Annotated in this window: 26 protein-coding genes; 3 read left to right on the top strand and 23 right to left on the bottom strand. The window is 49.1% G+C overall.

The features are described 5' to 3' along the window. Window positions 1-27: 27 nt before the first annotated feature. A complete protein-coding gene (locus AOA63_RS17470) occupies window positions 28-3,237 on the top strand; it encodes an EAL domain-containing protein (RefSeq protein WP_053961047.1) in 3,210 nt (1,069 codons plus the stop codon). On the opposite strand, the gene AOA63_RS17475 is transcribed toward AOA63_RS17470, so the two are convergent. Together AOA63_RS17475 and AOA63_RS17480 are read right to left on the bottom strand one after the other, a co-directional pair. Further along, complete coding sequence (locus tag AOA63_RS17475; RefSeq protein ID WP_053961048.1) at window positions 3,234-5,243, bottom strand: chloride channel protein; 2,010 nt, start codon at window positions 5,241-5,243, stop codon at window positions 3,234-3,236. The genes AOA63_RS17470 and AOA63_RS17475 overlap by 4 nt on opposite strands. A gap of 31 nt (window positions 5,244-5,274) precedes the next feature. Further along, window positions 5,275-5,994 carry an SDR family NAD(P)-dependent oxidoreductase gene (locus AOA63_RS17480; protein ID WP_053961049.1) on the bottom strand — a complete coding sequence of 240 codons (720 nt, stop codon included), beginning with the start codon at window positions 5,992-5,994 and terminating at the stop codon, window positions 5,275-5,277. Window positions 5,995-6,086: 92 nt separating this feature from the next. Here AOA63_RS17480 and AOA63_RS17485 point away from each other — a divergent pair, with 92 nt between their 5' ends. After that, window positions 6,087-7,883 carry a thioredoxin domain-containing protein gene (locus tag AOA63_RS17485; protein WP_053961050.1) on the top strand — a complete coding sequence of 599 codons (1,797 nt, stop codon included), beginning with the start codon at window positions 6,087-6,089 and terminating at the stop codon, window positions 7,881-7,883. A 159-nt stretch (window positions 7,884-8,042) separates the two neighbouring features. On the opposite strand, the gene AOA63_RS17490 is transcribed toward AOA63_RS17485, so the two are convergent. The 15 genes from AOA63_RS17490 to AOA63_RS17555 all read right to left on the bottom strand — a co-directional run bounded on the left by AOA63_RS17490 (window position 8,043) and on the right by AOA63_RS17555 (window position 19,669). Beyond that, window positions 8,043-9,872 (bottom strand): APC family permease, encoded by a 1,830-nt coding sequence (locus tag AOA63_RS17490; RefSeq protein ID WP_053961051.1) that lies wholly within the window; start codon window positions 9,870-9,872, stop codon window positions 8,043-8,045. 15 nt (window positions 9,873-9,887) lie between these two features. Continuing rightward, entirely contained in the window at window positions 9,888-10,031 is a 144-nt protein-coding gene (locus AOA63_RS19905) for a hypothetical protein (protein WP_020376538.1), read from the bottom strand. Next, the gene (locus tag AOA63_RS17495; RefSeq protein ID WP_053961052.1) at window positions 10,028-11,008 is read right to left on the bottom strand and encodes a hypothetical protein; all 981 of its coding nucleotides are present in this window, start codon (window positions 11,006-11,008) and stop codon (window positions 10,028-10,030) included. The genes AOA63_RS19905 and AOA63_RS17495 overlap by 4 nt, the downstream gene beginning before the upstream one ends. Before the next feature lie 53 nt (window positions 11,009-11,061). After that, window positions 11,062-11,415 carry a ribosome silencing factor gene (gene rsfS, locus AOA63_RS17500; protein WP_053961053.1) on the bottom strand — a complete coding sequence of 118 codons (354 nt, stop codon included), beginning with the start codon at window positions 11,413-11,415 and terminating at the stop codon, window positions 11,062-11,064. A gap of 72 nt (window positions 11,416-11,487) precedes the next feature. After that, on the bottom strand, window positions 11,488-12,033 hold the full coding sequence (gene yqeK, locus AOA63_RS17505) for a bis(5'-nucleosyl)-tetraphosphatase (symmetrical) YqeK (RefSeq protein ID WP_053961054.1): 546 nt from the start codon (window positions 12,031-12,033) through the stop codon (window positions 11,488-11,490). 106 nt (window positions 12,034-12,139) lie between these two features. Next, complete coding sequence (locus tag AOA63_RS17510) at window positions 12,140-12,397, bottom strand: RNA recognition motif domain-containing protein (protein ID WP_020376542.1); 258 nt, start codon at window positions 12,395-12,397, stop codon at window positions 12,140-12,142. A 154-nt stretch (window positions 12,398-12,551) separates the two neighbouring features. Further along, a complete protein-coding gene (nadD, locus tag AOA63_RS17515) occupies window positions 12,552-13,175 on the bottom strand; it encodes a nicotinate-nucleotide adenylyltransferase (RefSeq protein ID WP_026040824.1) in 624 nt (207 codons plus the stop codon). 80 nt (window positions 13,176-13,255) lie between these two features. After that, a complete protein-coding gene (gene obgE / locus AOA63_RS17520; RefSeq protein ID WP_053961055.1) occupies window positions 13,256-14,521 on the bottom strand; it encodes a GTPase ObgE in 1,266 nt (421 codons plus the stop codon). A gap of 15 nt (window positions 14,522-14,536) precedes the next feature. Beyond that, window positions 14,537-15,121, bottom strand: a complete 585-nt coding sequence (locus AOA63_RS17525) for a Spo0B domain-containing protein (protein WP_206742839.1) — start codon at window positions 15,119-15,121, stop codon at window positions 14,537-14,539. A gap of 40 nt (window positions 15,122-15,161) precedes the next feature. Continuing rightward, complete coding sequence (gene rpmA, locus AOA63_RS17530) at window positions 15,162-15,440, bottom strand: 50S ribosomal protein L27 (protein WP_020376546.1); 279 nt, start codon at window positions 15,438-15,440, stop codon at window positions 15,162-15,164. A gap of 1 nt (window position 15,441) precedes the next feature. Then, window positions 15,442-15,789 carry a ribosomal-processing cysteine protease Prp gene (locus AOA63_RS17535; protein WP_082344122.1) on the bottom strand — a complete coding sequence of 116 codons (348 nt, stop codon included), beginning with the start codon at window positions 15,787-15,789 and terminating at the stop codon, window positions 15,442-15,444. A 5-nt stretch (window positions 15,790-15,794) separates the two neighbouring features. Next, a complete protein-coding gene (gene rplU / locus AOA63_RS17540; protein ID WP_020376548.1) occupies window positions 15,795-16,163 on the bottom strand; it encodes a 50S ribosomal protein L21 in 369 nt (122 codons plus the stop codon). Window positions 16,164-16,186: 23 nt separating this feature from the next. Beyond that, window positions 16,187-18,103 carry an Rne/Rng family ribonuclease gene (locus tag AOA63_RS17545; RefSeq protein WP_053961058.1) on the bottom strand — a complete coding sequence of 639 codons (1,917 nt, stop codon included), beginning with the start codon at window positions 18,101-18,103 and terminating at the stop codon, window positions 16,187-16,189. 110 nt (window positions 18,104-18,213) lie between these two features. After that, the gene (locus tag AOA63_RS17550; protein ID WP_053961059.1) at window positions 18,214-19,080 is read right to left on the bottom strand and encodes a site-2 protease family protein; all 867 of its coding nucleotides are present in this window, start codon (window positions 19,078-19,080) and stop codon (window positions 18,214-18,216) included. Window positions 19,081-19,099: 19 nt separating this feature from the next. Beyond that, window positions 19,100-19,669 (bottom strand): hypothetical protein, encoded by a 570-nt coding sequence (locus AOA63_RS17555; RefSeq protein WP_053961060.1) that lies wholly within the window; start codon window positions 19,667-19,669, stop codon window positions 19,100-19,102. Window positions 19,670-19,827: 158 nt separating this feature from the next. On the opposite strand from AOA63_RS17555, the gene AOA63_RS17560 reads away from it, so the two are divergent. After that, window positions 19,828-20,088 carry a hypothetical protein gene (locus AOA63_RS17560; protein WP_020376552.1) on the top strand — a complete coding sequence of 87 codons (261 nt, stop codon included), beginning with the start codon at window positions 19,828-19,830 and terminating at the stop codon, window positions 20,086-20,088. 17 nt (window positions 20,089-20,105) lie between these two features. Here the strand turns inward: AOA63_RS17560 and AOA63_RS19910 are convergent, their stop codons facing one another. The 6 genes from AOA63_RS19910 to minC all read right to left on the bottom strand — a co-directional run bounded on the left by AOA63_RS19910 (window position 20,106) and on the right by minC (window position 24,302). Then, complete coding sequence (locus AOA63_RS19910) at window positions 20,106-20,267, bottom strand: hypothetical protein (protein ID WP_171822785.1); 162 nt, start codon at window positions 20,265-20,267, stop codon at window positions 20,106-20,108. A 41-nt stretch (window positions 20,268-20,308) separates the two neighbouring features. Next, a complete protein-coding gene (locus AOA63_RS17565) occupies window positions 20,309-20,905 on the bottom strand; it encodes an undecaprenyl-diphosphatase (RefSeq protein WP_053961222.1) in 597 nt (198 codons plus the stop codon). A 46-nt stretch (window positions 20,906-20,951) separates the two neighbouring features. Further along, entirely contained in the window at window positions 20,952-22,127 is a 1,176-nt protein-coding gene (rodA, locus tag AOA63_RS17570) for a rod shape-determining protein RodA (protein ID WP_053961061.1), read from the bottom strand. A 492-nt stretch (window positions 22,128-22,619) separates the two neighbouring features. After that, on the bottom strand, window positions 22,620-22,886 hold the full coding sequence (gene minE / locus AOA63_RS17575; protein ID WP_020376556.1) for a cell division topological specificity factor MinE: 267 nt from the start codon (window positions 22,884-22,886) through the stop codon (window positions 22,620-22,622). Between the two features lie 17 nt (window positions 22,887-22,903). Continuing rightward, entirely contained in the window at window positions 22,904-23,701 is a 798-nt protein-coding gene (gene minD / locus AOA63_RS17580; RefSeq protein WP_020376557.1) for a septum site-determining protein MinD, read from the bottom strand. Between the two features lie 16 nt (window positions 23,702-23,717). Next, window positions 23,718-24,302: a septum site-determining protein MinC gene (gene minC, locus AOA63_RS17585; RefSeq protein ID WP_242848414.1), complete on the bottom strand. Its 585-nt coding sequence runs from the start codon at window positions 24,300-24,302 to the stop codon at window positions 23,718-23,720. Window positions 24,303-24,450: the final 148 nt, after the last annotated feature.

Below are 24,450 nucleotides of genomic sequence, written 5' to 3' on the forward strand. Positions count from 1 at the left end.
TGTCGAAAGAGGTTGGAGGAGTCCAAAATGAATCAGACGGCAAATCGCTACCGCGACAATCTTTGGCCCGAGTGGTATCGTAGCAAGATTTTACATGCCGCTTTTCAGCCGATTGTGTCCTTGCGTGATGGTTCGGTATTAGCCTATGAAGGACTCAGTCGACCCCAGATGTCAGATGGCGAACCTGTTTCGGTCTTAGATCTTATGGCCTCTGCCGAAGGGCATGACGGTTTGCTCATGTTTGATCAACTGGCTTTTCAACAGATTCTTGATGCGTTTTGTCAGAGTGGCTGTCCTGACACATGGGTTCTCTTTATAAATATTTTGCCGAAAAGCCTGTTGAATCCGTTACCCTTCTTGCGTGCGTTACAACATTGCGACCAGATCAAACCGCAGCAAATCGTGCTGGAAATCTCGGAACGGGAAACTATTAGCGAAGGTGACCATAAACTGCACGATTACCTAGCGCCCTTTCGAGAAATGGGCATCCGCATTGCCTTAGATGATCTGGGTTCAGGGTATTCGGGATTAACTCGGCTCATTGAATTGCAGCCTGACTTTGCCAAAATCGATTTAAGCTTGGTCCGGGACGTAGATAAGAACCCTATCAAATTCGCCCTATTAGAAAGCACCGCTCGATTCGCCAAGAAAACGGCTGCCACTTCACTCATCGCTGAAGGCATTGAAACTTTTGCAGAACTGTACACCCTCCAAGAAATCGGAGTGGAATATGGTCAAGGTTATCTATTAGGAAAACCCGAAATGACATTTCATAGCACCTTAACCCCAGCTGATTTCACCAGGGCACCTCTTTTGAGACCGTCCCCTACCTACCAGCTCGACACTTTATTAACCACGACGCGAAGAATGGTTCAAGGTTTGGCTCACGGTGAAGGACGCTACACGTACTTACTGTCGTTAGCCAAAAAACTAACGGGTGCTGATGTCGTCGCCATATTTAAGGTGGAAGGCAATGACTTGCGCTATCTGGAATCAACCGAACGGCTCTCTCCCCAAGACGAGGCGTTCTTTACCCGTACTGTCATTCCCCAATCTTCGGCGTTATACCATTCCATTTTGACGAGAGAACCAACGATTTTTCAACAGCCAACCAATGGTCCGCGTATTTGGTCCGATCGTTTTCATATTCACTCAGCTATTGCCGTACCTATTTGTGACAATTTAGGGTGCTGGGGGCTTCTTCATTTGGGCTATCATGAACCGAATCAAATCCGCTCCGACCTCATTCATATGGCTCAAGGCATTGCCGCACTGATCGTGTTAGCTGTTGGCTATAGCCAAAAAGAAGAAGCCTTCAGCGATCAAGGCATGTTGGGCGAACCCTTATTTGAAGCCATCTCGGCGTTAGCCGACAGTGCCGACCTAGAACATCTGTTGGCCAAAGCGATTTCCGCGGCACTGGCCGTAACAGGGGGACACGAAGGCTGGATTGGCATTCTCAATGAGACCGTTCTTCATTGTGTGCTCCCGGATGGGCAAGCGTTTGATGTGTCGCGCGACGATTTGTTTAATCCCTCGACCGATGATGGGAAAGGTCCCGTTGGGCAAATTCTTCAGACGCGCACGGCCCGGATTATCCCCAATATTATGAATGATCCCACACTAAATCCATGGTTAGAGCAAATGCGTGCCCAAGGCATCCAGTCTGCTGCCGGAATTCCCTTGATTTCACAAGACCAATTGCTCGGTGTGCTCAAAGTGTATCATAGCCAAATGGGAGGGTTTACTCCCGGACGCATGCGCCGGCTCTATGCGTTAAGCTCTCTCGCGACGGCTCTCATTGAACGCTCGTTAAATTCTTTAGCCGCCGAAGAGCGCGCCAGACGGCAAACACTTTTAGCCCAGTGTCTCGCCCAAATCAATTATCTCAAGACGCGCGATGACATTTTAAATCTTCTCGTGTCAACTCTTGAGAAATATGGCCCCTTCCCCCTAGTCGTGGTAGTTAAGCCTCAAGGAGGCGTATATGTCCCTGTGGCAATCTCGCCTGCAGGCAATGGCAATCGACTCACTGCCGGATTTATGTTGCCCCGTCATGATGGTCATGCTGTCAACCAGGCCCTCCAGCAAGACAGAAGCGTCTTTATCAATGCAGGGGAAAGCCGAAGTGATGCCTTGAGCCAGTTTGCTAAGCGTCAGGGATTTCTATCCTATGCCGTCATTGGTATCGGAATTCCCGAAATGGCAGTCATTCTTTTTTCCCGTGAACACACCGGGATTGACATCCTGCTACCCGAATTAGAGTCGTACATTCATTCGTTGGGCACCGCTTTATCCAAAATTCTTTTACAAGAGCAAATTGCCCAGGAACAACAGCAAATGGATGCCATGCTCGACGTCATTAAGACGCTGCCCATGGTCGCCTCAGATGACATCCTATGGCAAGAAGTGGCCAACACCTTAATCAAGCTAGTCGGGGCCGATGGGGGTTGGCTAATAGAAGGAGACGATGCCCAATGCCCACGCATGGCATTCGGGCACGTTCCGAAACATTATTATTTCGTCCCCCAGGCCTTGCGGCAAGATCAATTGCGGATGACGCTAAATGCAGCGGACATACCCCTCTCCCTAAAAGAATGGGGCATAAAACATCTTGTAGGTTTCCGCCTCGCTTTTCCAAGTTTGCAACAACACCTCTTTTTGCTGGTAGGCAGTGCACAACCTGAAGGTTTTACTCGCTCCCAAACGCACCGCATGGAAATGCTCATTTCCTTTGCTGCCTCGATTTATGAGATTCTTGAAATGCGTCGCCAACAGCAACATGCAGCTCACACCGATCACGTGACACAATTGCCCAATGATTTAGGAATCGAAGAATATTACCGGCAACTTCAAGAAATGCCCCTACACCCCGGTGCGGGATGCATCCTGCTAGATATTGTGGGACTCTCCCAGATTAATCAAACTTATGGAGAACAAACCGGGGATCACCGCCTCATCGAGGTCGCACAATATTTGAGTGCCGCGATGAATTATGACGGCGTAGTAGGTCGGCTCGGTAGTGATGAGTTTATCCTCTTCCATCCGCATATCGATGGACCCACATTAAAAAAGGAAACCAAACGGCTCGTCAAGAATGCACCACTGCCGCTTCGTTGGGTTTCGCTTTACATTCCCGATCCCTCCCGAATTAGTTTGCAACACCTGATTCGGACAGCCTACCAAGTCTTGCATAGTCAGGGTTCAGGCCATCTTGAGATCCTGCCCGAATCCTAGACCCCGTGAAAAGATACAATTTCGCGGGCCTGCAATTGGTCAATCACGTGTTCCCGGCGCGATGCGGGCGCCACATAGACCAATAACCGGTCGCCACCTTTAATGGCAAAATTCCCGTGGGGAATCACTGCACCTTGTTGACGCGTCACGGACACAATTAACGCATCTTCAGAAAGGTAGAGATCTTTCAGTTGCTTCCCCACCATCGGCGAATCATTGGGAATTTCGACCTCGACAAAAATCCCATCGTCAGCCCTACGTTTCAAGGCTTCGACTTGATGGGACGTGTCCACCGCATGAACTGCTGACGCATTGTAGGCTTTTAAGACACCAGAACGGGTGACTAAGCCAACAATATGGTGGGTTTGAGAATCTTGGACGGGCAAGACCTCGACATCGTAAATCGATAAGTAACGAATGGCTTCATCTAATGAATCATTGTTCATAATAGGTTTAGGCAAAGGTTGGATAATCGATGCCACCGTGTTATTTTTGCGATCTTGCTGCTGCATGGCGGCCACAATATCCCGCATGGTGACAATCCCGTCTAAGCCTTGAGAACGGCTTATAACCGGCAGAAAACTTCGGCTTAATGCCGTCATTTTTTGCCACGCCTCATGAATCGACGTCGAAGGCGACACCGCGTCCTCACCGAGGGGTTGCAATGCCGACAACACCGAAATAGCCGCCATAGGCCGGATATCATCGCCCCGTAAAATCTTTATCCCTCGCCGACGCAATTTCACCGTATACATCGAGTCCCGGGTAAAGAACGTATAAGTTAAATAACTAACAGCCGCGCACGCCATGACGGGAGCTGTCAGGTGATAATCTCCGGTAATTTCTAATAGAATGGTAATGGCGACAAACGGGGCCTGGGCCGCGGCCGCAAACAAGGCAGCCATACCGGCAATGGCGTAAATGGAAGGATGGGGAGCTAAATTCGGCGAAATGTGGTAGAGAAGATTTCCAAAAGCACCACCCACCATGCCGCCTAAAAACAGCGATGGGGCAAAGACTCCACCGGATCCGCCTGCGCCGATGGTGATTAAAGTGGCGAGATATTTGAAGACGAACAATAACGCCAACGCGCCCCACAAGATTTGGTTGGTTAGGGCCAGGTGCATCGTCGGATAGCCGACACCTAAAACCTCAGGCACAAACAAGCCGATGAGACCGACCACCATGCCGCCAAGCAATGCTTTGGCCCAGAAAGGAAGAGAGAGCCGATCAAAGAAATCTTCAGACGCTGTCAGCCCCTTCGTATATAACACGCCGACAATAGCCATAATCAGTCCAAGCCCCATCATGAAAAGCAGAGCAAAGTGGTTAATCACGTGATATGGCGGGGTTGCTAACACGGCCTGAGATCCCATGATAGCATCGAACACGGTTGTCCCGGTAACAGCAGCCAAAAACACGGGAACAATAGCACCAATTTGATAACTGCCTAAAACAATTTCTAATCCGAAAAATCCGCCAGCAATGGGGGCATTGAATGTCGCGGCAATTCCAGCTGCAGAACCTGCAGCTAATAGCAACGACGTGTATTTTTCGGGTAGGGTCAAGAGTTGACCAAGGGTTGACCCAAACGCTGCTCCAATTAACGCAATGGGTCCTTCCCGCCCGACGGAACCGCCACTGCCAATCGTCACAGCGGGGGCAATAATCCCTAAAATCCCGACGCGCGGTCTAATTTTTCCACCGCGCAAAGCCAACGCCTCGAGAATTTGAGGAACTCCATGTCCCTTGACTTCTCTGGCGCCATAATGGGTAATCAGACTAACAATTAAGAGGCCTAAAGCCGGTCCGAAGATCAAGAAAGGATGAGGACCTTTTTGCAACACATCACCAATCAATAAATTATGGACTTCTTTAATCATCCATCGAAACACGATAGCGCCAAATCCGCCTACGACTCCGGTCACCATGGCCAGTAGGCTCACAATCCAAGGTTCCCATTTAGGATAAAACAGGCGGGGAATCGCGCGCTCCACATTTGTCATACCTTCCACTCCACTTCTGTTGTCGTTAACGTTAATAGGCCAAATTGAGCCCGCCATCTACCCGCAAGGTATGTCCCGTAATATAGGACGACAGGTGTTCTTCCAACAAAAATTGAATGGCCGGCGCCACTTCTTTCGCCCATCCTAAACGGCCTAAAGCCGTGTGCTCTGATAATTCATGAGCTTCTCGATCATCGGCAACACCCATGCCTTCTCTCAACGCACCAACCATCACGGAATTGACGCGGATTCCTTCGTGACCCCATTCCACGGCTAAATGCCGCATCAGCCCTTCCAATCCCGCTTTGGACGCCCCATACGCCGCGGCTGGGCCAAGCGTGCTGGCCATAAGAGCGTCAACGCTGGATACGAAAACGATACTGGCGGGCGAAAATAGAAAAGGTTTAACGACTTTGACCAGCTCGAACGCAGCCCGTAAGTTCACATTGAGAGTCTGTTCCCACTCAAAGCCGGTCGTATGGACAATATCATCACTGTATACCACTCCGGCCACGTGAACAAATCCATTGACGCGGGTAATGTGCCGATCTAACAGAGCTTGTTCTACGCGGCTAGCCAAGGCATCATAGTCGCTTAAATCGGCTTCAATCCATTCTATGGATGTATTCACGTTGACGGGGGACCGGCGAATTCCTATGATATGCCACGACGGATGCATTAAAGCAACAAGGGCTTGCCCAATTGCGCCGGTTAACCCGGTAGCCAACAAAACCGGAGAAGGATTATTCACAACTTCTGCCTCCTAAGCATATTCTCGCCAATCTAGGGCAAAGATTGGTATGATAGCCTGTGTGTTGTTGATTTCGAGAAAGGATGAGTATCATGGCAGAACCTACTTTCCGTTTTAGTCCACGTCCTAACCGGGCGGGAGATATTCATTGGCGTGAGTGGACCCAAGACACTTTTCAACAGGCCCAGGCCGAAGATAAGCCGATTCTCTTGTCCATTTCGGCAGTCTGGTGCCACTGGTGCCATGTCATGGATGAAACCACATATTCTGACCCTCAAATCATTTCCCGCATTAATTCCGATTTTATACCAATTCGGATCGATAATGATCAAAGACCTGACATCAATCAACGTTATAATATGGGCGGATGGCCGACGACAGCGTTTTTAACCCCGGCTGGAGAAATTATTACAGGGGGCACGTACATTGCCCCGGAACAAATGGCACCGCTGCTCGATCAAGTTATTAGCTATTGGAATGAACATAAAAGCGAAATTGCTGATCAGCTCAATCCGCCTGCACCGCCGAAAATTAATCCCCATGCTGAGATTCCCTCTCCAGAATCCGTTACCAAGATAATGGAGGCCATTCGTCAACAATTTGACCGGGCGTATGGTGGGCTTGGAGTCGCCCCCAAATTCCCGCAAGTGGATGTATGGGATTTAGCTCTGCTCTTCTTTACTGCGACCGGTGATGGCTGGGCGGCAGGAATGGCCGTGCGGACCTTAGATGCCATGGCGGGGTCAGCGCTATTCGACGGCATCGGCGGAGGATTTTTCCGCTACTCCACCACCCGCGAATGGACCATTCCCCATTTTGAAAAGATGCTCGATGATAACGCGCAACTGGCCAAATTATATCTGCACGCCTACCAGGTCTTGGGCGACGAGACCTACCGGCAAATCGCTGACGCCGTGCTCAATTGGGCAAATAAGCACCTATTAAATCTCAATGGTTTGTGGGGCGGTTCCCAAGACGCAGATGAGGAGTACTACCGGCTACCGCAAGAAGAACGGGAAAAACGGCCGGCACCCTTTGTCGATCCTATTATGTACACCCATGCCAATGCACAAATGATATCAGCCCAGTTATTAGCGGCATCGCTCATTAATCCGACCGTTTATGCCCCCATTGCCCTAACCGCGTTGGAAGCGCTCTGGGATAGAATGTGGGATGAAAATACCGGGCTCTATCATTATGATAATGACGGTCCCAAGTTGCCAGGCCAATTAATCGATGTTGCCCACTTCACCAATACGCTGATCGACGGCTATGAATTTACTGGAGATCCCATTTACTTGGAACGGGCTCAAACCCTCATTGCCTATGCCGATCAAGTCTTAAAAGGGGAAAATAATGGTTTTTACGATCAAATCGAAATACCTGGCGCTCCTGGACGTCTCAAACACCGTCAACAACCCCTTAACGAAAACGCCTTAATGGCCCGAGCCTTCTTACGGCTCGGAGCACTTTTCGAGGACGACCAGTGGACGCGTCGCGGGCAGGCCCTTGTAGGCGAATTCTCACCGATGGCTGAAGAGCAAGGAGTTTTTGGTGCGCTATGGGCTATTGTCGCAGACCGGGCCCATGCCCCTGTGCTGAGCGCGACGGTCGTGCAGTCTCATCACCGGCCCGGAACGGCGCTCCGCCAAGCTATTTATGGCCTTTATGATCGTAACCGGGTTGTGCGTACATGGCCAGTAGGTAGTCCCGAATTTGCTCAAAGCGGCTATCCAGAAATCCCCGTTCCAGCCCTTTATATTTGTCAAGGGCAGACCTGTTCTCAGCCTATCACAGAACCTGAAGGCATTTTGCCCGCTCTCCAACAATTGCAACAAAAAGCCACCGCCGAAGTTCCAAACCCGGGCGGCAGTGCCCCACAGACCTAATAAACCTCCACCAGAAGTGATGATGATAAAGCCCCGGGTATTTCGGGGCTTTTTCGTCGCGGAGCCATAAATATTGTGACCCTGAGTTTGCTTCATAATCAGCGGGACTACCTTTGGGGGAGATAGCCCCGTTAATTACGCTCAAGCGTACTTTCAACGCTAGTATCCCTGAAGCTTGTAAGGCATTATCATGACGGTCACATTCTTGCGAAAAATAAATACCGTTTCCAATGTTAATGCAAGCTGATTATGCAAAAAATGTTCCCAAACGTAACGGACAATCAGTTCCGGCAAAATAATCACCACATGATTCTCGGGATTTTGATGGGATAATAAATCAACATAGCGTACAACAGGTCGCACGACCGAGCGATACTGGGTAGGAACCACCGCCAATTTGATGCGAGGATCAGGATTCCATTTTTCCCAACGCTCTTCAAACTGGTGGGGCGGTTCTTGACTGCGTACCACATGCAGTGCCACCACTTCCTCGGCCAAACCCAAGGCCACCGATAAGCTTTTGATCGATAAGCGATTAATGCTATTGACCGGTACCACTGCGACAATTTTTGCCGGAACGGGTTTCAAAGAATAATCGGTCACGCGCAATTCATCGGCCACAGCCCGGTAATGCCGTCGAATTTTACGCATGCCCATGATTAACAACGGTAACGCCAAGGCAACAATCCATGCCCCTTGCGTAAATTTTGTAACCAGCGAAACAATGACCACCAATGCCGTTAAGGTGGCTCCCATAAGTCCCATGCCGACTAAAATAATGACCGCGCGTTTGGAAAATTGGGCCCGATTTCTCCAGGTTTTTACGGCGAGCGAGAGCATCGCGATGGTAAAACTTAAATAGACACCAATGGCATAGAGCGGAATCAAATTGGTGGTATTTCCCCCAAATCCCACGATTAATCCGATAGCCACGAGCGCTAAAATGATCACGCCATTTTGATAAACTAGACGATCCCCGCGACTCAAAAACATTCGGGGCATCCATTGATCGCGCGCCATAATGCTCGACAACTGCGGAAATCCCGCAAAACTGGTATTGGCAGCGATAGCCAAAATGGCCATGGTCACAAACGATAGCCCGTAGAAAAAGATGCCGCGGCCGAAAATATCGGCGGCCAATTGCTGCAATACGGTGGTATTGGCGGAAGGAATAATATGATAGCGGTAAGAAATAATCGACGTGCCCAAGAACATACTGCCAAGAAACAATCCCAGCAATAACAATGTGGTACGAGCCCTTGTTGGTGCCGGTTCTTGGAATATCGGGACACCATTGGATATCGCTTCTATTCCAGTTAAGGCTGAAGACCCTGAACTAAAGGCTCGCAACACAACAAATAAACCGACCGCACCCAGTGGCGGCGTGATATAACTATGCCACGATGGGGATTGCGGCAAGGGCTTAAACAATCCAACCACAGCCATCAACAAAATCATAAAAATAAATAAATAGGTCGGCAAGGCAAAGGCTCGTGCCGATTCCCTAAGACCGCGGAGATTCAAAATGGCTAAAACAATCACAATCGCTACGGAAAGTCCCACGGTCCATGGGGTCAGAACTGGAAACGCCGCAACGACGGCCGCCACTCCCGCTGTGACGCTCACCGCCACCGTAAGAGTATAATCAATAAGGAGTGCTGCTCCCGCGATTAAACTGGCATCGGCTCCTAATGTATCCCGCCCAATGACATAGGCTCCTCCGCCGCCTGGATAGGACCGAATAATTTGCCGGTAACTAATCACCAAAAATGTGAGTAAAATCACGATGACGGCCGATATGGGCAAGACATACCATAAAGCCGTAACCCCTGCGCGTTGCAATTCAATCAAAATTTCCTGCGTGCCGTAAGCGACCGACGATAAAGCGTCTGGCGCTAAAACCGATAATCCCTCAATCACGCCCACGCGTACCGCTTGCTCTTCACGGTCTTTGAGGGGTCGCCCAATGAGAGCGTGCCAAATGTTCAATGAGTCACCACCAGCTTACCGCCAGAGTGCTAAGACGAACTCAGGATCAATGGCGGCTTGTCTTAACCACACATAATATTCTGTAGAGGTCATTTTTCCCTCTAAGTGTAGCGTAGTTAGCCGATGAATTAAATCTATTAGCTCAGGTTGGTGTGTCATAATCGTTTCCCCTTTGTCTTACGCGACGTATCCCCTACCGAAATCCAAGTCAAGAGAAACCATAGTGGCGCACTATATAAATTCGCGCCCATAGCCGGTAGCAAGCCTAAATCTTGGCCAAAAATCCAACACCACAATAACAAGAGCGAAGAAATCACGAGAATAGACCAGTAGGACCAATTTTTCCACGTGATAATGGCTAGTATGCTCAGGAACATAATCAATAAGATATTGATTACCACTGGGTTATTTTGAGCTATGGATATGAAGCCGTCGACAAAATGTGCCATGGGAGAATAGGGGGATCGCCCAAAAATTATCGTAATATGCGATGTCCAGAACCTGGGCCGTAATTGCGCTACAGCTGCCAGACCATACAAGATGGCCATAGCGTGACGAATATAAAAGACAACATGGTTTCGTTCCCAATAATCATTGGGCACCAATAATAAGGCGCCCACAATAGCTGCCAACAAACCAGGGCCTGGGCTGCCTGGCACAATGCTTAACCGCGGCGAAAAGAGTCCCCCAAAAGCTTCGGTGGTGGCCCATGTTGTAAAAGAAAAAAGGGTGGCTAACAGTAATGAGATCCACCCCGCGATATTTTCTCGCTCGGTTAAAAGCATAATGCCCACAATAAATTGAAATACCACCAATAAAATGTTCCACGTCACGGGCTGAGTCGTCCAGGTCACGGCGACGGGCCGAAATAATTGAATCACCCATGACGGTTGTTCTGGATACATTTCCTGAATCAATTGATGGGTATGGATGGTCACGCTCCAAGGGAAAATCTGTAAGACGGCTGATAAAAGCCACCATCCCCCATAGCCCAACCACAAAAGATAGCGTGAATGTAAGACTGTCGGTTTTTCACTATGGATAGTAAATAAAATAATGACTTTCGCACCGATGACGAAAAACAAAAATAAAGCGACATCAATTAAGCTTTGATAATAGTTGGTGACTAAAGACATCGACTGGGCATCTCCTCGACCTTTTTAGCCAGGATACCCCGCATGTCTAGGATTCATTCCCCAATGGGCACGATTTCCGCATCCCCCCAAAGGCGTTCCAAATCATAATAACGGCGCTCTTCATCGGTAAAGATGTGAACCACCACCGCCCCGTAATCCAATAACACCCAGTGCGCTTTATCGCCCCCTACCCGCTGAATCAAAGGAACCTGAGCCATAGCTAATGCCTCTTCAATATGATCGGCTAACGCCGCTACTTGAATCACGGTATGCCCGGAGACAATCACGAAATAATCCGCCACTAATGTCACTTGCCGCATGTCTAAAACGACAACATTTTCACCCTTGCGTTCTATCGCCGTCTTGGCAGCTAATTCTGCCCATTTCCGAGTGTCCTCAGGAATAATCTATCCCTCCTCATAGTTCTTCCGATATCCAAAACCATTGCCTGATTGCTTATCACCTGGCGTTTAGTGCGGTCAACCCAAAGACTCCAGGGTTTTGAGCATCAGGGGATGCGGTTTTAAACGGCGGGATTGAAGATATTGCATCGTTTCTTTCAATAACAAAATATAGGCGTCGTCCAATGATTGTTCTTTCGCCACCTGCTCGATTCTTGCCCGGGCATCAAATTTTCTTCCGGGCTCGACCCCATCTGCAATAAATAAAGCTTTCGCTAACGGGGAAAGATCGGGTGCCGCTGTGGTGTGATAACGGATGGCTTCCCAGACCTCGGGTCCTCCCAAATTTTCCTGTTGCAACCACGCCGCGGCCACAGGGCCGTGAAGCAAAAGAGGTTCCTCCTCTTCAGGAGCGTCAATGGGCAATCCCAGACGTCGGGCTTCAAGGCGCAGAGCATCGCGCGACATTTCCCGGGCAAGGTCATGCCCCAAAGCCGACAGTCGAGCATCTTCTGCAGGCAAATGATAAATCTGAGCCAATTCCTCCATCAATTGGGCGACGCGCCAAATATGCTTTTGCCGGTGTGTTGTTAACTGAGACAAGCGATCCTCTAAAAATCCCATGATATCACCTGCTCGTCATTCTACCCCAATTTGAGCTCCAGCCCAAGATGAAAGGCAAAATGGCAAAGCTGAAGCGATTTGTCTTCAGCTTTGCCGAACCATTTAATTAATACCGGTTCTGACGGGGACGGGCTTCATTGACAATGATGTCACGGCCATTTAACTGCGTACCGTTCATAGCCTCAACAGCACGGTCCACATCCTCATCCGCTACTTCAACAAATCCAAACCCCCGTGAACGTCCCGTCTCACGGTCCATAATAATTCGAGCACTAATGACATGAGCGTGTTGGGCAAAGGCTTGAGCCAATTCTTCTTCGGTTGTTGCCCATGGTAAGTTACCGACATATAATGTTTTCGACATTGTTTTTCCTCCCTGTATATCAACAAAGGTACCTGACCAGGGACCCAGGCACCCGGAATACCTCACTCAAGGAAAACCGACCCCGTGATGCTGGGAAACCTCTGACGATCAAGTGGTATTATGAACGGCTCAACAAGGAAACATGCGAACAGCCTTATGGGCCATGTTCGTATAAGTGATTTTTCTCGATATAATGCTCGACAGCCTCAGGCACGAGATATTTTATCGACAATCCCAAACGCAACCGTTCCCGAACCTGACTCGATGAAATGGCTAGCGCCGGCACTTCTAATTGATGGATCCGTTGCACTTTTTCTTCGCCAAGCTCACGAGCCAGGGCATGAATGCGTGACAACGAGTAGCCCGGTCGGCTTGCGGCAATAAGGTGAGCATACCGAAAAATATCCTCAGGATAATGCCACGAGGCGATTTCGAGAATAGCATCGGCCCCACTAATGAAGTACCAATCGACATCGGGATCTAGCCGGTGAAAATAGGCAAGAGTTTCACTGGTATAGGATGGGCCTTGACGATCAATTTCCACTCGAGATAACTCAAAATGCATATTAGGAGCAATCGCCAGAAATGTCATCAAGAACCGGTGTTCCGCACTCGCCAGCACCGAAGGCGGTTTGTGCGGAGGCTGCCCAGAAGGGATAAAAATGACCCGATCCAAATGGAATGCATCCCGGGCTGCTTCCGCAGTCACCAGGTGTCCGTAATGAATCGGGTTAAACGTTCCTCCCATAAGCCCTATGGCTCGTGTCTCTTTACCCATTCTTCACTATGAATTCGCGGTCCGTTGGCAAATTCCTGCTACCGCCCAAGTAAACCGCAAATTTCCTCCAACTAGTACTGTCATTCTAACACGAGTTCTCCTTCTCTCCAATAAAATGTGCCTTCTCCCACCCTGACCGCCGAACCATCGGGCACCTGTTGGCGTCGTAATAAATTTTCCACCCCTCGCCGCCGTAAATATTCGAGAAAATATTCTTCAGCATCGTGATTACCCCATAGCGTCATTCCTGCACGTTCTTCCACGTCCCCCACCACGCGTACGCCCTCTTCACAAGGTTCCAGGGCAAATCCGCGGACAACGGGTTTAATTACGGGTTCTGGTTTTTGAAACACGGGTTTAGGCGTTTCATCCAAAATTTTGCGCACTTCCCACATCAACGCATCAATGCCCTCCCGGGTCAGCGAGGAAATAGGCCACACTTTTAAGGGGGCAACGTATTCTTGTAATCGTTGAAGATTCTCAGGGCTCCCTGGCAGGTCGATTTTTGTCCCGACAATAAGGCGGGGTCTAGCAGCCAAATCCGGGGAAAACGCTTCGAGTTCATGGCGAATAATCCGGAAGTCATTCACCGGATCGTGACCGCTTTGCGGATCCATATCGACTAGATGCAATAACACGCGGGTACGATTTAAATGGCGCAGAAAAGTGTCTCCAAGTCCTTGACCTTGATGAGCCCCTTCAATTAGTCCGGGTACATCGGCAACCACAAACGGATCCCCATATTGACTGACCACTCCCAAATTTGGCACAAGAGTTGTAAATGGATAGTCCGCAATTTTGGGCTTGGCTGCAGAAATCACTGAAATCAAGGTCGATTTGCCCGCATTAGGGAATCCTACCAGTCCCACATCGGCCAGTAAATTGAGTTCCAAGGTAACCCAAAGTGCCTCACCTGCCTGGCCGCGTTCTGCCACTCGCGGCGCCCGGTGCCGCGAGGACGCGAAATGCGAATTACCTTTACCCCCACGCCCGCCACGCGCAATAACCGCCCGTTGTCCCGGTTCTGTCAAATCCGCAATGAGTTCGCCCTCCTCCGAACGGACAATCGTGCCGGGGGGCACGCGCACAATAATATCCTCGCCGTCTCGTCCATACATATTATTGGTGCCGCCCGGTTCTCCATCTTGGGCGCGATAATGCTTTTGATGACGAAAATCCATAAGCGTGTTTAGTCCTGGATCGACTTCAAAAATCACACTGCCGCCTTTACCCCCGTCACCGCCAGCCGGTCCTCCATTGGGCACAAATTTCTCCCGCCTAAAGGCTACAGCGCCGTTTCCCCCTTTACCGGCCTGGACAAAAATTTTTACTTCATCGACAAACATGTCTTCGTCCCCCCTTTACCGATGACCCCATGATGCTGTAATCATGCCCTGTTGGCGATTCCACCGGACGCCTTTAATGTGCTTACGGGGAAAAGCTTTCATGCCCTTTTCGTCAACTTCCACCGTAAACCGGCCCGGTTCGAACCGCACCACGATGGTGCCTTTGGCCAATGGGATGACACAACGTAACACGGTCCGTAATTTCCATAGCATCATGTAAGTACCTGCAATATGTTCTGGATTTTCCCAGAGAATCATGTTACCGAGAGATTCCGCATAGGCGTCTAAGGCAATCATTTGATACGTCCATCTCAAAGGCAAGCCCCGAAATATCCCGGGATGAACGCTCGCTAATGCATGATCCATGAGATATTTGTCAGCCCGTTCATTTTGGCCCAATTGCAACCATCCGCTGATCACTTGCAAATGGTTAGCATAACGATGCCGGTATCGCCGGATAATTTCGACGGCTTGAGCTTGGCTAGCGAGACGCACCCAAATACTGAGATATAAAGCAAAAAAGATGAGAAAAATAATACGCCAGAAGTGGGTACTCAAATACACGCCCACTCCCAGCGCAATAAGAATAATGAACCGCATGGCTAGGCCATACACACCAATAAACCCCTTCGAACCGCCCTTAACCCTCATTGACGGGCAAGATGCGCACTTCGCGCCGATCATGCCCTTTCCGGACAAAAGCTACCGTTCCGTCAACTTTGGCATAGAGCGTGAAGTCACGGCCCATTCCCACGTTCGTTCCGGGATGGAACTTTGAACCCCGTTGACGAACAATAATACTTCCGGCAGTGACTAACTGCCCTTGATGACGCTTGACGCCCAACATCTTGGGCTTGGAGTCACGGCCGTTGCGGGAGCTACCGCCTCCCTTTTTATGAGCAAAGAGTTGTAAACGCATGCTAATCCCTCCCTCGTGATCTGTGGCGATTTATCGTGTGCTCATGATATTGCACAAATTTGGGTTCGGTATTGGCCAAATCTTGCAATCCTAAACAAAAGGTATCAATTATCGCTTGGGCAGCCTCTGATGGGTCTTCATGAAATACCATGCTGAGATCGCCTTCATCTAAATGGTAATCCATCGTGATGGGGGCAATCCGTGTTAACCCCAACACCAAAGTTTCAGATAAAGCGGATACCGCAGCACAGACAATATCATGACCATAAGGTCCTTGGCCAGCATGACCGGTAATCGTAATTTCCTGCACCACTCCACGCGTGTCCCGGCCAATTTTAACCTTAATCACAGAATTTAGACCGTGGCATTAATGCGGTCAATGCGCACCCGGGTTAAGTACTGGCGATGACCTTGGCGACGTCGGTAGTTACTCTTGGGCTTATATTTGAATACCAAGATTTTTTCACCACGTTCTTGTCGGACGATGGTGCCCACCACATTGGCGCCTTGGACATATGGCGTGCCCACAATGGGCTGTCCATTATCATCGACAACCAATAGCAAACGATCAAACGTATATTCATTGCCTTCATCGAGGGGCAACTTTTCTATCAAAAGTTCTTGTCCAGGGGTCACCCGATATTGCTTTCCCCCTGTCTCAATTACCGCGTACACACTAAATCCCCCTATTCCATCCATCACCGTGGCATTAATCCAATGCATGTTACCATAAATCTTGAAGATCGTCAAACCTCAGAACAAGGCGGTGGCAACATATTCGAATAGGTTTCGACCCCGTCAAGAGACACCGGGGCCAAATCGATAAGGGAATCTTCATGGTCGTCAACGATGCGCGCTGTCGCAAATGTCCTCAACGCGCGTACAATTTCTACGTGGACCACTTCCCCCACTTTGTCCCCCGCTGACTCAATGTCCACCACATAACCTTCGAGACGCGCAATTCCATCTTTCGCGTTACTGGCATGACGTTCTTGAACTAACACGTCCAATCGTTGTCCCTCGTGAACCGGAAGCGCCAGCCGTTCAACTTCTTCCCGAGTTCCCACTTTGATAATTTTTATCTCTTCCATCTCACAGTCTTGGGCTCCACGCACAAAGACAGCTCGTCCTGTGTTCCGTTCGAGTTCTTTAAGATTGGTCCCGCCAGGACCAATCAAATGGCTCGCAATAGCGGGATTAGCTTCCGCTAAGATGGCCTCTGCACCCGATTCTTTGAGGCGCTCGACAATGCGCTGACGAAGACGACGGGCAATCACCTCTTCAGATAAGACATGTCCCCGTCCATCACACTGTGGACAAACGCGTGTTAATTGATTGAGAAGAGATTCCCGCACTTTTTTCCGGGTCATCTCCAGTAATCCCAGCCGAGTCAGCCCTAACACGGTCACGCGAGTGCGATCATGTCGTAACGCGCGTTGAAATGTCTTTAAGACTTCGGCTTGGTCTTCTTCGTTTTCCATATCGATAAAATCAATAATAACGATGCCACTAATATCTCGTAGCCGCAGCTGCCGTGCAATTTCAATTGCAGCCTCCTTATTGGTGGCTAAGACGGTGTCGGAAAGATCCGTAGATCCCACATTTTTTCCCGTATTTACATCAATAACCGTTAACGCCTCGGTTTCATCAATAACCAAGTACCCTCCGCATTTTAACCAAACCCGGCGTTTGACGGCACGATCGAGTTCTGCTTCCACTCCGCGTAATTCAAAGAGTGGGACTGTGCCATTATCGAGTTCAATTCGGTGTTTCAAAGCAGGAGAAATGGTTTCCGCAATTTCCCGGGCCCGGTAAAATGCCTGCTCATCATCAATCACAAAACGATCGACCGATTCGTCCAGATGATCGCGAATCGTCCGGGCAATTAGGCTCGCTTCGCGGTGCAATAACGCTGGAGCCCTCATGACCCGCGCTTTATGCTTAATGCGTGTCCACATGCGCCTTAAATAGGCTAAATCGCGAATCAGGGCCTTTTGTGAGGCTCCTTCAGCTACAGTGCGGACGATAAGTCCCATTCCTTTGGGACGAATCTTTTCGGCAATACTTCTAAGCCGCTCACGTTCACGTTCGGAGTCAATCCGTCGGGAGACCCCGATCGTTTCCGAATATGGTGTCAACACCAAATAACGCCCGGGCAGACTGATGTTAGTCGTCACACGGGCCCCTTTGTTGCCGATCGCTTCTTTAACAATCTGCACAACAATTTCTTGGCCCACTTTCAAGACATCTTGAATGGGCCGGGATTTCTTATGATCCCGTTCTTCGGCGTGAGCGTCATCCACGTAAAGAAAACCATTCTTCTCTAACCCCAGATTGACGAAAGCTGCTCGCATCCCGGGTAAAACATTTTCGACTTTACCTTTGTAAATATTGCCTGCTGATTGTTCTTCATCGTCACGTTCAATATAAAATTCAACCAACTGTCCGGCTTCTAAAATGGCCAAGCGACTTTCGTGAGGCTCATAATTTACCAACAGTTCCTTGAAAACTTTTGGTTCCGGCGCCAGAGGAGCGCTATCATCTTGATTTAACGATGCGGCGGCCCCTGGGGATTCGACGCCAGCGTCCCTATTAGCCGCTCCCATAGAGTCCATTGACTCTGCAGGAAGAATCCCCCAACGGCGACGTTTGCGCCGTGTCATGAATGGACCCCTTTCCACAACAGTGACAAAAAAATGAAAATCTTAGGCATTAGCTTATAGGGCTGCTTCACCAATGCCTTATTTCTATCATACCATGACCTGGTAATGGGTCAACGATGCGTCAACAATTCGCGAAGACTTATGCCCGGCCCATAATCATGAAGCCCTTGCAATAAGTCCTCTTCATATAGAATGCCCATTTTTTTCATCTCTGGGGATAAAATCACCACGCGGTGATATTTCATGGGCCGCATCACTTTTAACACATCTTTAAGCGGGGTGTCACAGTGCACTGCGAAATCATCTAACGTCCAAATCGGTTTTTTCTGAAACCAGCCTGCCCTCAAATGCAAATCCCGTACAATAAGATATTGAGCCGTGTCATCCGAATGAAGAGCCCCCCAATGAAGAAACAAGGCAAATAGCCCTAAGCTTAACAGAGGCCGGGGAGTTAAAAAAGAGAAGACCGTGATCACAAACAAAATACGAGCCAGCCAGACACCGCCTTGAATCACGCGTTGTTGAGCGGCTTCATACCCAATTTTTCGCGCCCAAAACAAACGGGCCAAATGCCCCCCGTCCAAAGGGGCGACAGGCAGAAGATTCAGAAGACCAATAGCCAGATTAAAATGAATAAATTCGTGGATCCACCGTGGCTCAATGGGCAGCCATGGGGCAGCGAGCCACGCAACCGAGGCCAAGATAAAGTTTTGTAACGGGCCTACCACCGCAATCATCGCTTCAACATAGGGTTCTTGGTGATTCATCCCGGCAATCCGGGCAATCCCTCCAAATGGCCAAATTTCTATGCGTTCCACTGTGGTCCCGTAACTTTCAGCAATGACAGCATGGGTAAGTTCATGGAGTGTCACCACAAAAAAGGCCAAAGCCATGCGAAGACCTTGACCCACAAATACATAAACAAGAAGAAGAACAACAAACCACGGATTAACCGAGATTTTACGCCACAAACCCATGGCAGCATCCTCCTTGGGTCTAGTGGCGTAACCAATCGCTGCCAAAATATTCTGGTCCCAAAGGATTAACCGGTAATTGATCGCGCGTCACAGCAATCTGGATGCTATGATTCATCTGCCCAAGATTTTGGCGTGGCAACACAACTTGTCCTGGATGAACTAACACCGTCCGAAGTCCTAAAAATTCTATGTGCACAGTCCCCATGGCTAAGGTAAGGTCATGACCATTCACTGACAACACCTTTGCTGAAGAAGGAGCCAGCACTGATGCGGCCCCTGTCGTGTATACCGTAATCCGTGGAACAAAGCGCATGGTGCCGTGGTCGTTATGCCAGCCAAAAGCTACACCCAATGTGGCAAACTGGCTAAGAGGAGCACTTAACTGATTAGTTGCTGGGAGTTTCAAGTGAGCATGGGACCATGATCCATTTGAGCTGATCACCTCGTGAATCCATATGCGAACATCGCCGGACAACGTCGGTGGGAAGATCTGGGTCAGATAAATAACACTGATCAATCCCAGAGCCAGCCACCACTTCCAATATTTCGCTTTGTGAGCGCGGGATTTGATAACCGGTGTCCCTTGCATGCTTCGTCCTCCTTGTCCTATCCGTCACCACATCATATGCGTTCCACGGCTGTTCATGCGTAAGCTGGTGTTGGGTTAGGGACTTAGGGCGCTCAACACCGGTCATTGATTCGCACGAAACCAAGATGGTATGATGCAAACAAGAAGGGAAGATCTGTATGGCACCATGGCTAGCGTTAACAATCGCACTGGTTTTTGTCTTTGTCGGAACATATTTACAAAAGCGGGCATTTAGGGTATGGCAAATGCCGCGCTATCTCGCCAAAAGTTGGGTTCGTTACTCATTAATGCTGGTAACTATCATCGTCCTCGGGTTTCCCTCCATAACCGGCTATGGTTGGTTAGCACCCATTTATGGTACCGTGATCGGGTTTTTGGGGGGCCGCCAAGCAGACTGGGAAGAAGCCTGTAAAGATTAGTCGTCACCCGGGTCGTTCTAAAACTCCATTGACTTCGAGGATTTTTTCGTGGCACGGCGTGTAGACCGTGCCTTCTTCTTTTCGAGATGGGTTAAGCGTTGTTCAATGCGGGCTAAAACCGCAAAAATGGCTAAGAAGAGCGCTCCATCCACTGCTAAAAGCACAATAATCCATGTCATCCACTATCCCCTTCTTTCATCCCCATGAGCCCTTCATGGGATTAGCCAAGTCGCTTATACCGACGAGACGATTGGGGTCCAAAGCGAAATAAGCGAAATAGCCACATCACGAGACCTTCCAAATGGCGATGCCATGCCAGCACAATAAATCCAGCAATCATCCCTATCACATCGCCAGCTAAAACATCTGTCGGCCAGTGAACACCAACAAAGACCCGGGCTATACTAATGGCTGCCGCCAATAATGTCGCCAACCAACCATCCCGCCGTCCCGCATAAAATAGAGCGATAGCAAAAGCAAAACTGCCCGTCGCATGATCACTAGGAAATGATGTATCGGGAGCATGGGAAATCAATAAGTGTACCATTTTCGGTTCAAAGACAAAGGGACGCGGGCGATAAGGCAAAACATGCGATAACGTCATTGACACCGCCAAACTTAAAAAACCTGCCACGGTAGCATAGACTACAGCCCGCCGTGCACGATTTTGGCGCAAGGGAGGCCAAAACCATAACAGTAAGAAAATCACAGCCCAAATTTCTACCGCATCTTTGGCCAGCACGATCGCAAAATCGTTGAGTAATGGGCTAATAGTCGCCCACGAGTTAATCACATGAAACCAATGCCGATCAAACATCGGAATAGGAAAGTTAGTCGCCAAGCCGTTGCCACCTTTAATGAATTTAAGTGTTCTTGCTATATACAACCTGCGTGACCGGAGCACTACGGTTATAGGATAAATCATGCCGGCGCATGTAAACATTTAGTAAAATGCCAATACCAGCCGAGTCGGCAAGAAATGCCGAGCCCCCATAGCTCATAAAGGGCAAGGGCACGCCGGCCACGGGCATAATGCCCGAGACCATCCCAGCACTCTCAATCACGTGAAATGCAAACATCGAGACTACTCCGGTGGCAAGTAGCATCCCATAGCGATCTTTGGCTTGATTCGCAATATAGATGCCACGTGCCAGCAAGAGGAGATATACCAACAAAAGCGCCATTGACCCCACAAATCCCAACTCTTCCGCTACGACAGCAAAAATAAAGTCGGTATACGACTCGGGCAAAAAGCTCAGCTGGTTAAAATGCGCTGTAAATATTCCTGTCCCGAAAAGTCCGCCGCTGCCCACCGCGATTCGCGATTGAATCACATTAAAACCGGCTCCTAAGGGATCCTTATTAGGATTCAGAAAAATGATAAGCCGGTTCAACTGATATTGATGCATGGGAATGGGGATATGAAAGCGGTAATGCAGATAAATCCACAAAATGACGGTCAAGAGACCTCCGGGAAAAATAATGACCAATTTCCACCACGAGGCTCCTGCCATAAATAACATACCCGCTGTGATCGCCACAAAGACCAGCGTTGTTCCCAAGTCCGGCTGTTTTAACACCAGCAACATGGGAAGAAGCACATGTAGTCCCGGCGAGATAAAATCTTTCCAACGCGACAGCCGCTGTTTTTGACTGAGGTGGGTCGCGAGGGTAATAACAATGGCGATTTTAGCAAATTCTGAAGGCTGAAGCTGGAAGGGTCCCACATTAATCCAGCGCTGAGCTCCGAGTGCCGTATGTCCTTTGACAAGCACAAACGCCAACAGAAGAACCGATGTCCAATATAAATAAGGACTTATGACCCGGAACTTTTCATACGGTACCCAAGCCACAATGGCCATGGTCAAGAGACCGAGAAATATCCACGCGATTTGGCGATGGACAAAATAGAGTTGTGATCCCGGGGATAACAAAGGTTTGGTCGCGCTGCCAATGACAAAAAGACTTAATCCTGATATCAACAGCACAATCAGAACGGTAAGGATATCAATGTTTTTCCAGATGCTTTTCGAATGCATGCTTTAACCTCGCTTAGTCCATTCACGTTGTGCGTCTCATCCCGATTTCTCTCAAGAAGATAACTCCATGATTTCTGCAATCCAAGGTCTTGCCCACACAGATTTCGGCTCGTGGACCTTCATAACAAATAAATACAAACATTGTGCGACCGGGATATTCTGAACCTCAACCGAACGTCGAACCTATCCGTGCCTGCTCAGATTGCCTTAATCATACCTTGGGTCCGAAGCGGATTCAAGCAGCCCATGGCTTTCCTTCTTCTTCCTGGTTTACAGGACGTATTAGGAATGTCTCGCCTTTTAATTTAGAATAGCGATGGCAAAACCGCATGAGATGCCCATGAGATGGGAATAAAATATTTTTTTATTGTCACGCCCATCATGAAAAGTCAGGTAAAATGAGAAATCCACACAAAATCATAAAGCTGCAAGCTCTCCCTCAATGGATCGGAAAGAGAGGTTGCAGCAAAGTCGCCATATGAGTACAGCGTCTTATACGGAATGGTGCTTGACTTTGCGTATGGGAATATTGGCTACAAGAGCCATGGCATCATCATGTCTGGAAAAATCGACCCGAAATCCCTGATCATCAATATCCATATACTCCGATATGACCTTAAGCAGATCGTTTTTCAGATTTTCGAGCGCTTGGGGTGAGAGGCTTGCACGGTCATGCACCAAAACCAGACGAAGCCGCTCTTTTGCCACGTCCTTGCTCGCATCCTCACGCCCGAAAACCCGTGCGAACAAATCAAACATGGACCGCCCTCCCCTACTCATGCCTTAAACCCCATAAACTTCCGCAACTTACTAAATAATCCAGACCCATCATCGAGTTTCATCATTGGCACATTCTCCCCCCGAAGGCGCCGCGTAATGTTGCGATAGGCTTCCCCTGCTTTCGATTGCGGGTTCAGCACGGCCGGTTCACCGCGATTGGTAGATACCACAATGGACTCATCGTCAGGCACAACCCCTAACAATTCAATGGCAAGAATTTCTATCATGTCATCTATGTCCATCATGTCGCCTTTTTTTACCATGCTGGCACGAATTCGATTAATAATCAAGAAGGGTTTATGTTTTTCTTGTGCCTCCAGTAAACCAATAATACGGTCAGCATCCCGGACAGATGAAACTTCCGGTGTCGCTACAACCAATGCTTTATCTGCACCGGCAACGGCATTCTTAAATCCTTGTTCGATACCAGCTGGCGAATCAATCAGCACGTAATCAAAGTCTTCTTTCATCTGCGAGACGAGTTCACGCATCTGATCCGGCGATACTGCGGTCTTGTCCCGTGTTTGAGCAGCCGGCAACAAATACAAGTTTTCAAATCGCTTGTCCTTAATTAACGCATGCTTCAGTTTGGCAAACCCTTCGACGACGTCAACCAAGTCGTACACGATTCGGTTTTCTAATCCCATCACGACGTCCAAATTGCGCAAGCCGATATCCGCGTCAATTAATGCAACTTTTTGCCCCATTTGAGCCAGACCGGCACCCAAATTCGCCGTTGTCGTGGTTTTTCCCACGCCTCCTTTCCCTGATGTAATGACGATGGCTTCCCCCATAACTAAAGGCTCCCCCTTACTTGATGTTTCCGAGTGTACTATGCTGCCATTGATCAATGATTAATTGTCCGTCCCGCACCTCAGCAATTTCTGGCACAGTCGGCAATGCTGCTTCGTCGCTATCTGGTGCACGACCGATAAAATGGGCTATGCGAATTTGGGTAGGACTCAGTCTAAATGCGGCGACCACCGCATCCTGATTTCCTTCGGCACCGGCATGAGCTAATCCCCGTAGCCATCCCATCACGATAATATCGCCGCCTGCCGTGATTTCCGCGCCAGGATTGACATCACCCAACACTACTACATTACCGTAAAATCGTACATGTTGCCCAGATCTTAATGTTTTGCGAATCAACAAGGTTGGATGCCTGCGGGCTTCATCCTCCCAATCCCGCGCATTGCGCCGTTCAACATAATGTTCAATAAAAGGCTTGTCTTGTCCATTGTGCATGCTTCCGCCCCCTAATCCTAATAGAGCGACTCGACCGGAATCGGGCGAAAATTCAGTACGTTGCTGGCCGTAAATGCTTAACGAAGGAAACGAGCTAGAGTCGCTTGATCTGCCGCCAGAAAGGTTTTGGGATAAACGGCGCGCCACGGTGCTATCCCTCCTCTTTTCACTCAGCATCTAACACATTCTCTATTGATGTCTAAACTCCTGCCAATCGTTCGACCCTTATATAGAAGATTTTCTCTTGTTGTTCGGTCAAAAGTCCTAGTAAAGGGACAAAAACCGACGGCATCAT

Source organism: Sulfobacillus thermosulfidooxidans (genome assembly GCF_001280565.1).
Classification (GTDB): Bacteria; Bacillota; Sulfobacillia; order Sulfobacillales; family Sulfobacillaceae; genus Sulfobacillus; species Sulfobacillus thermosulfidooxidans_A.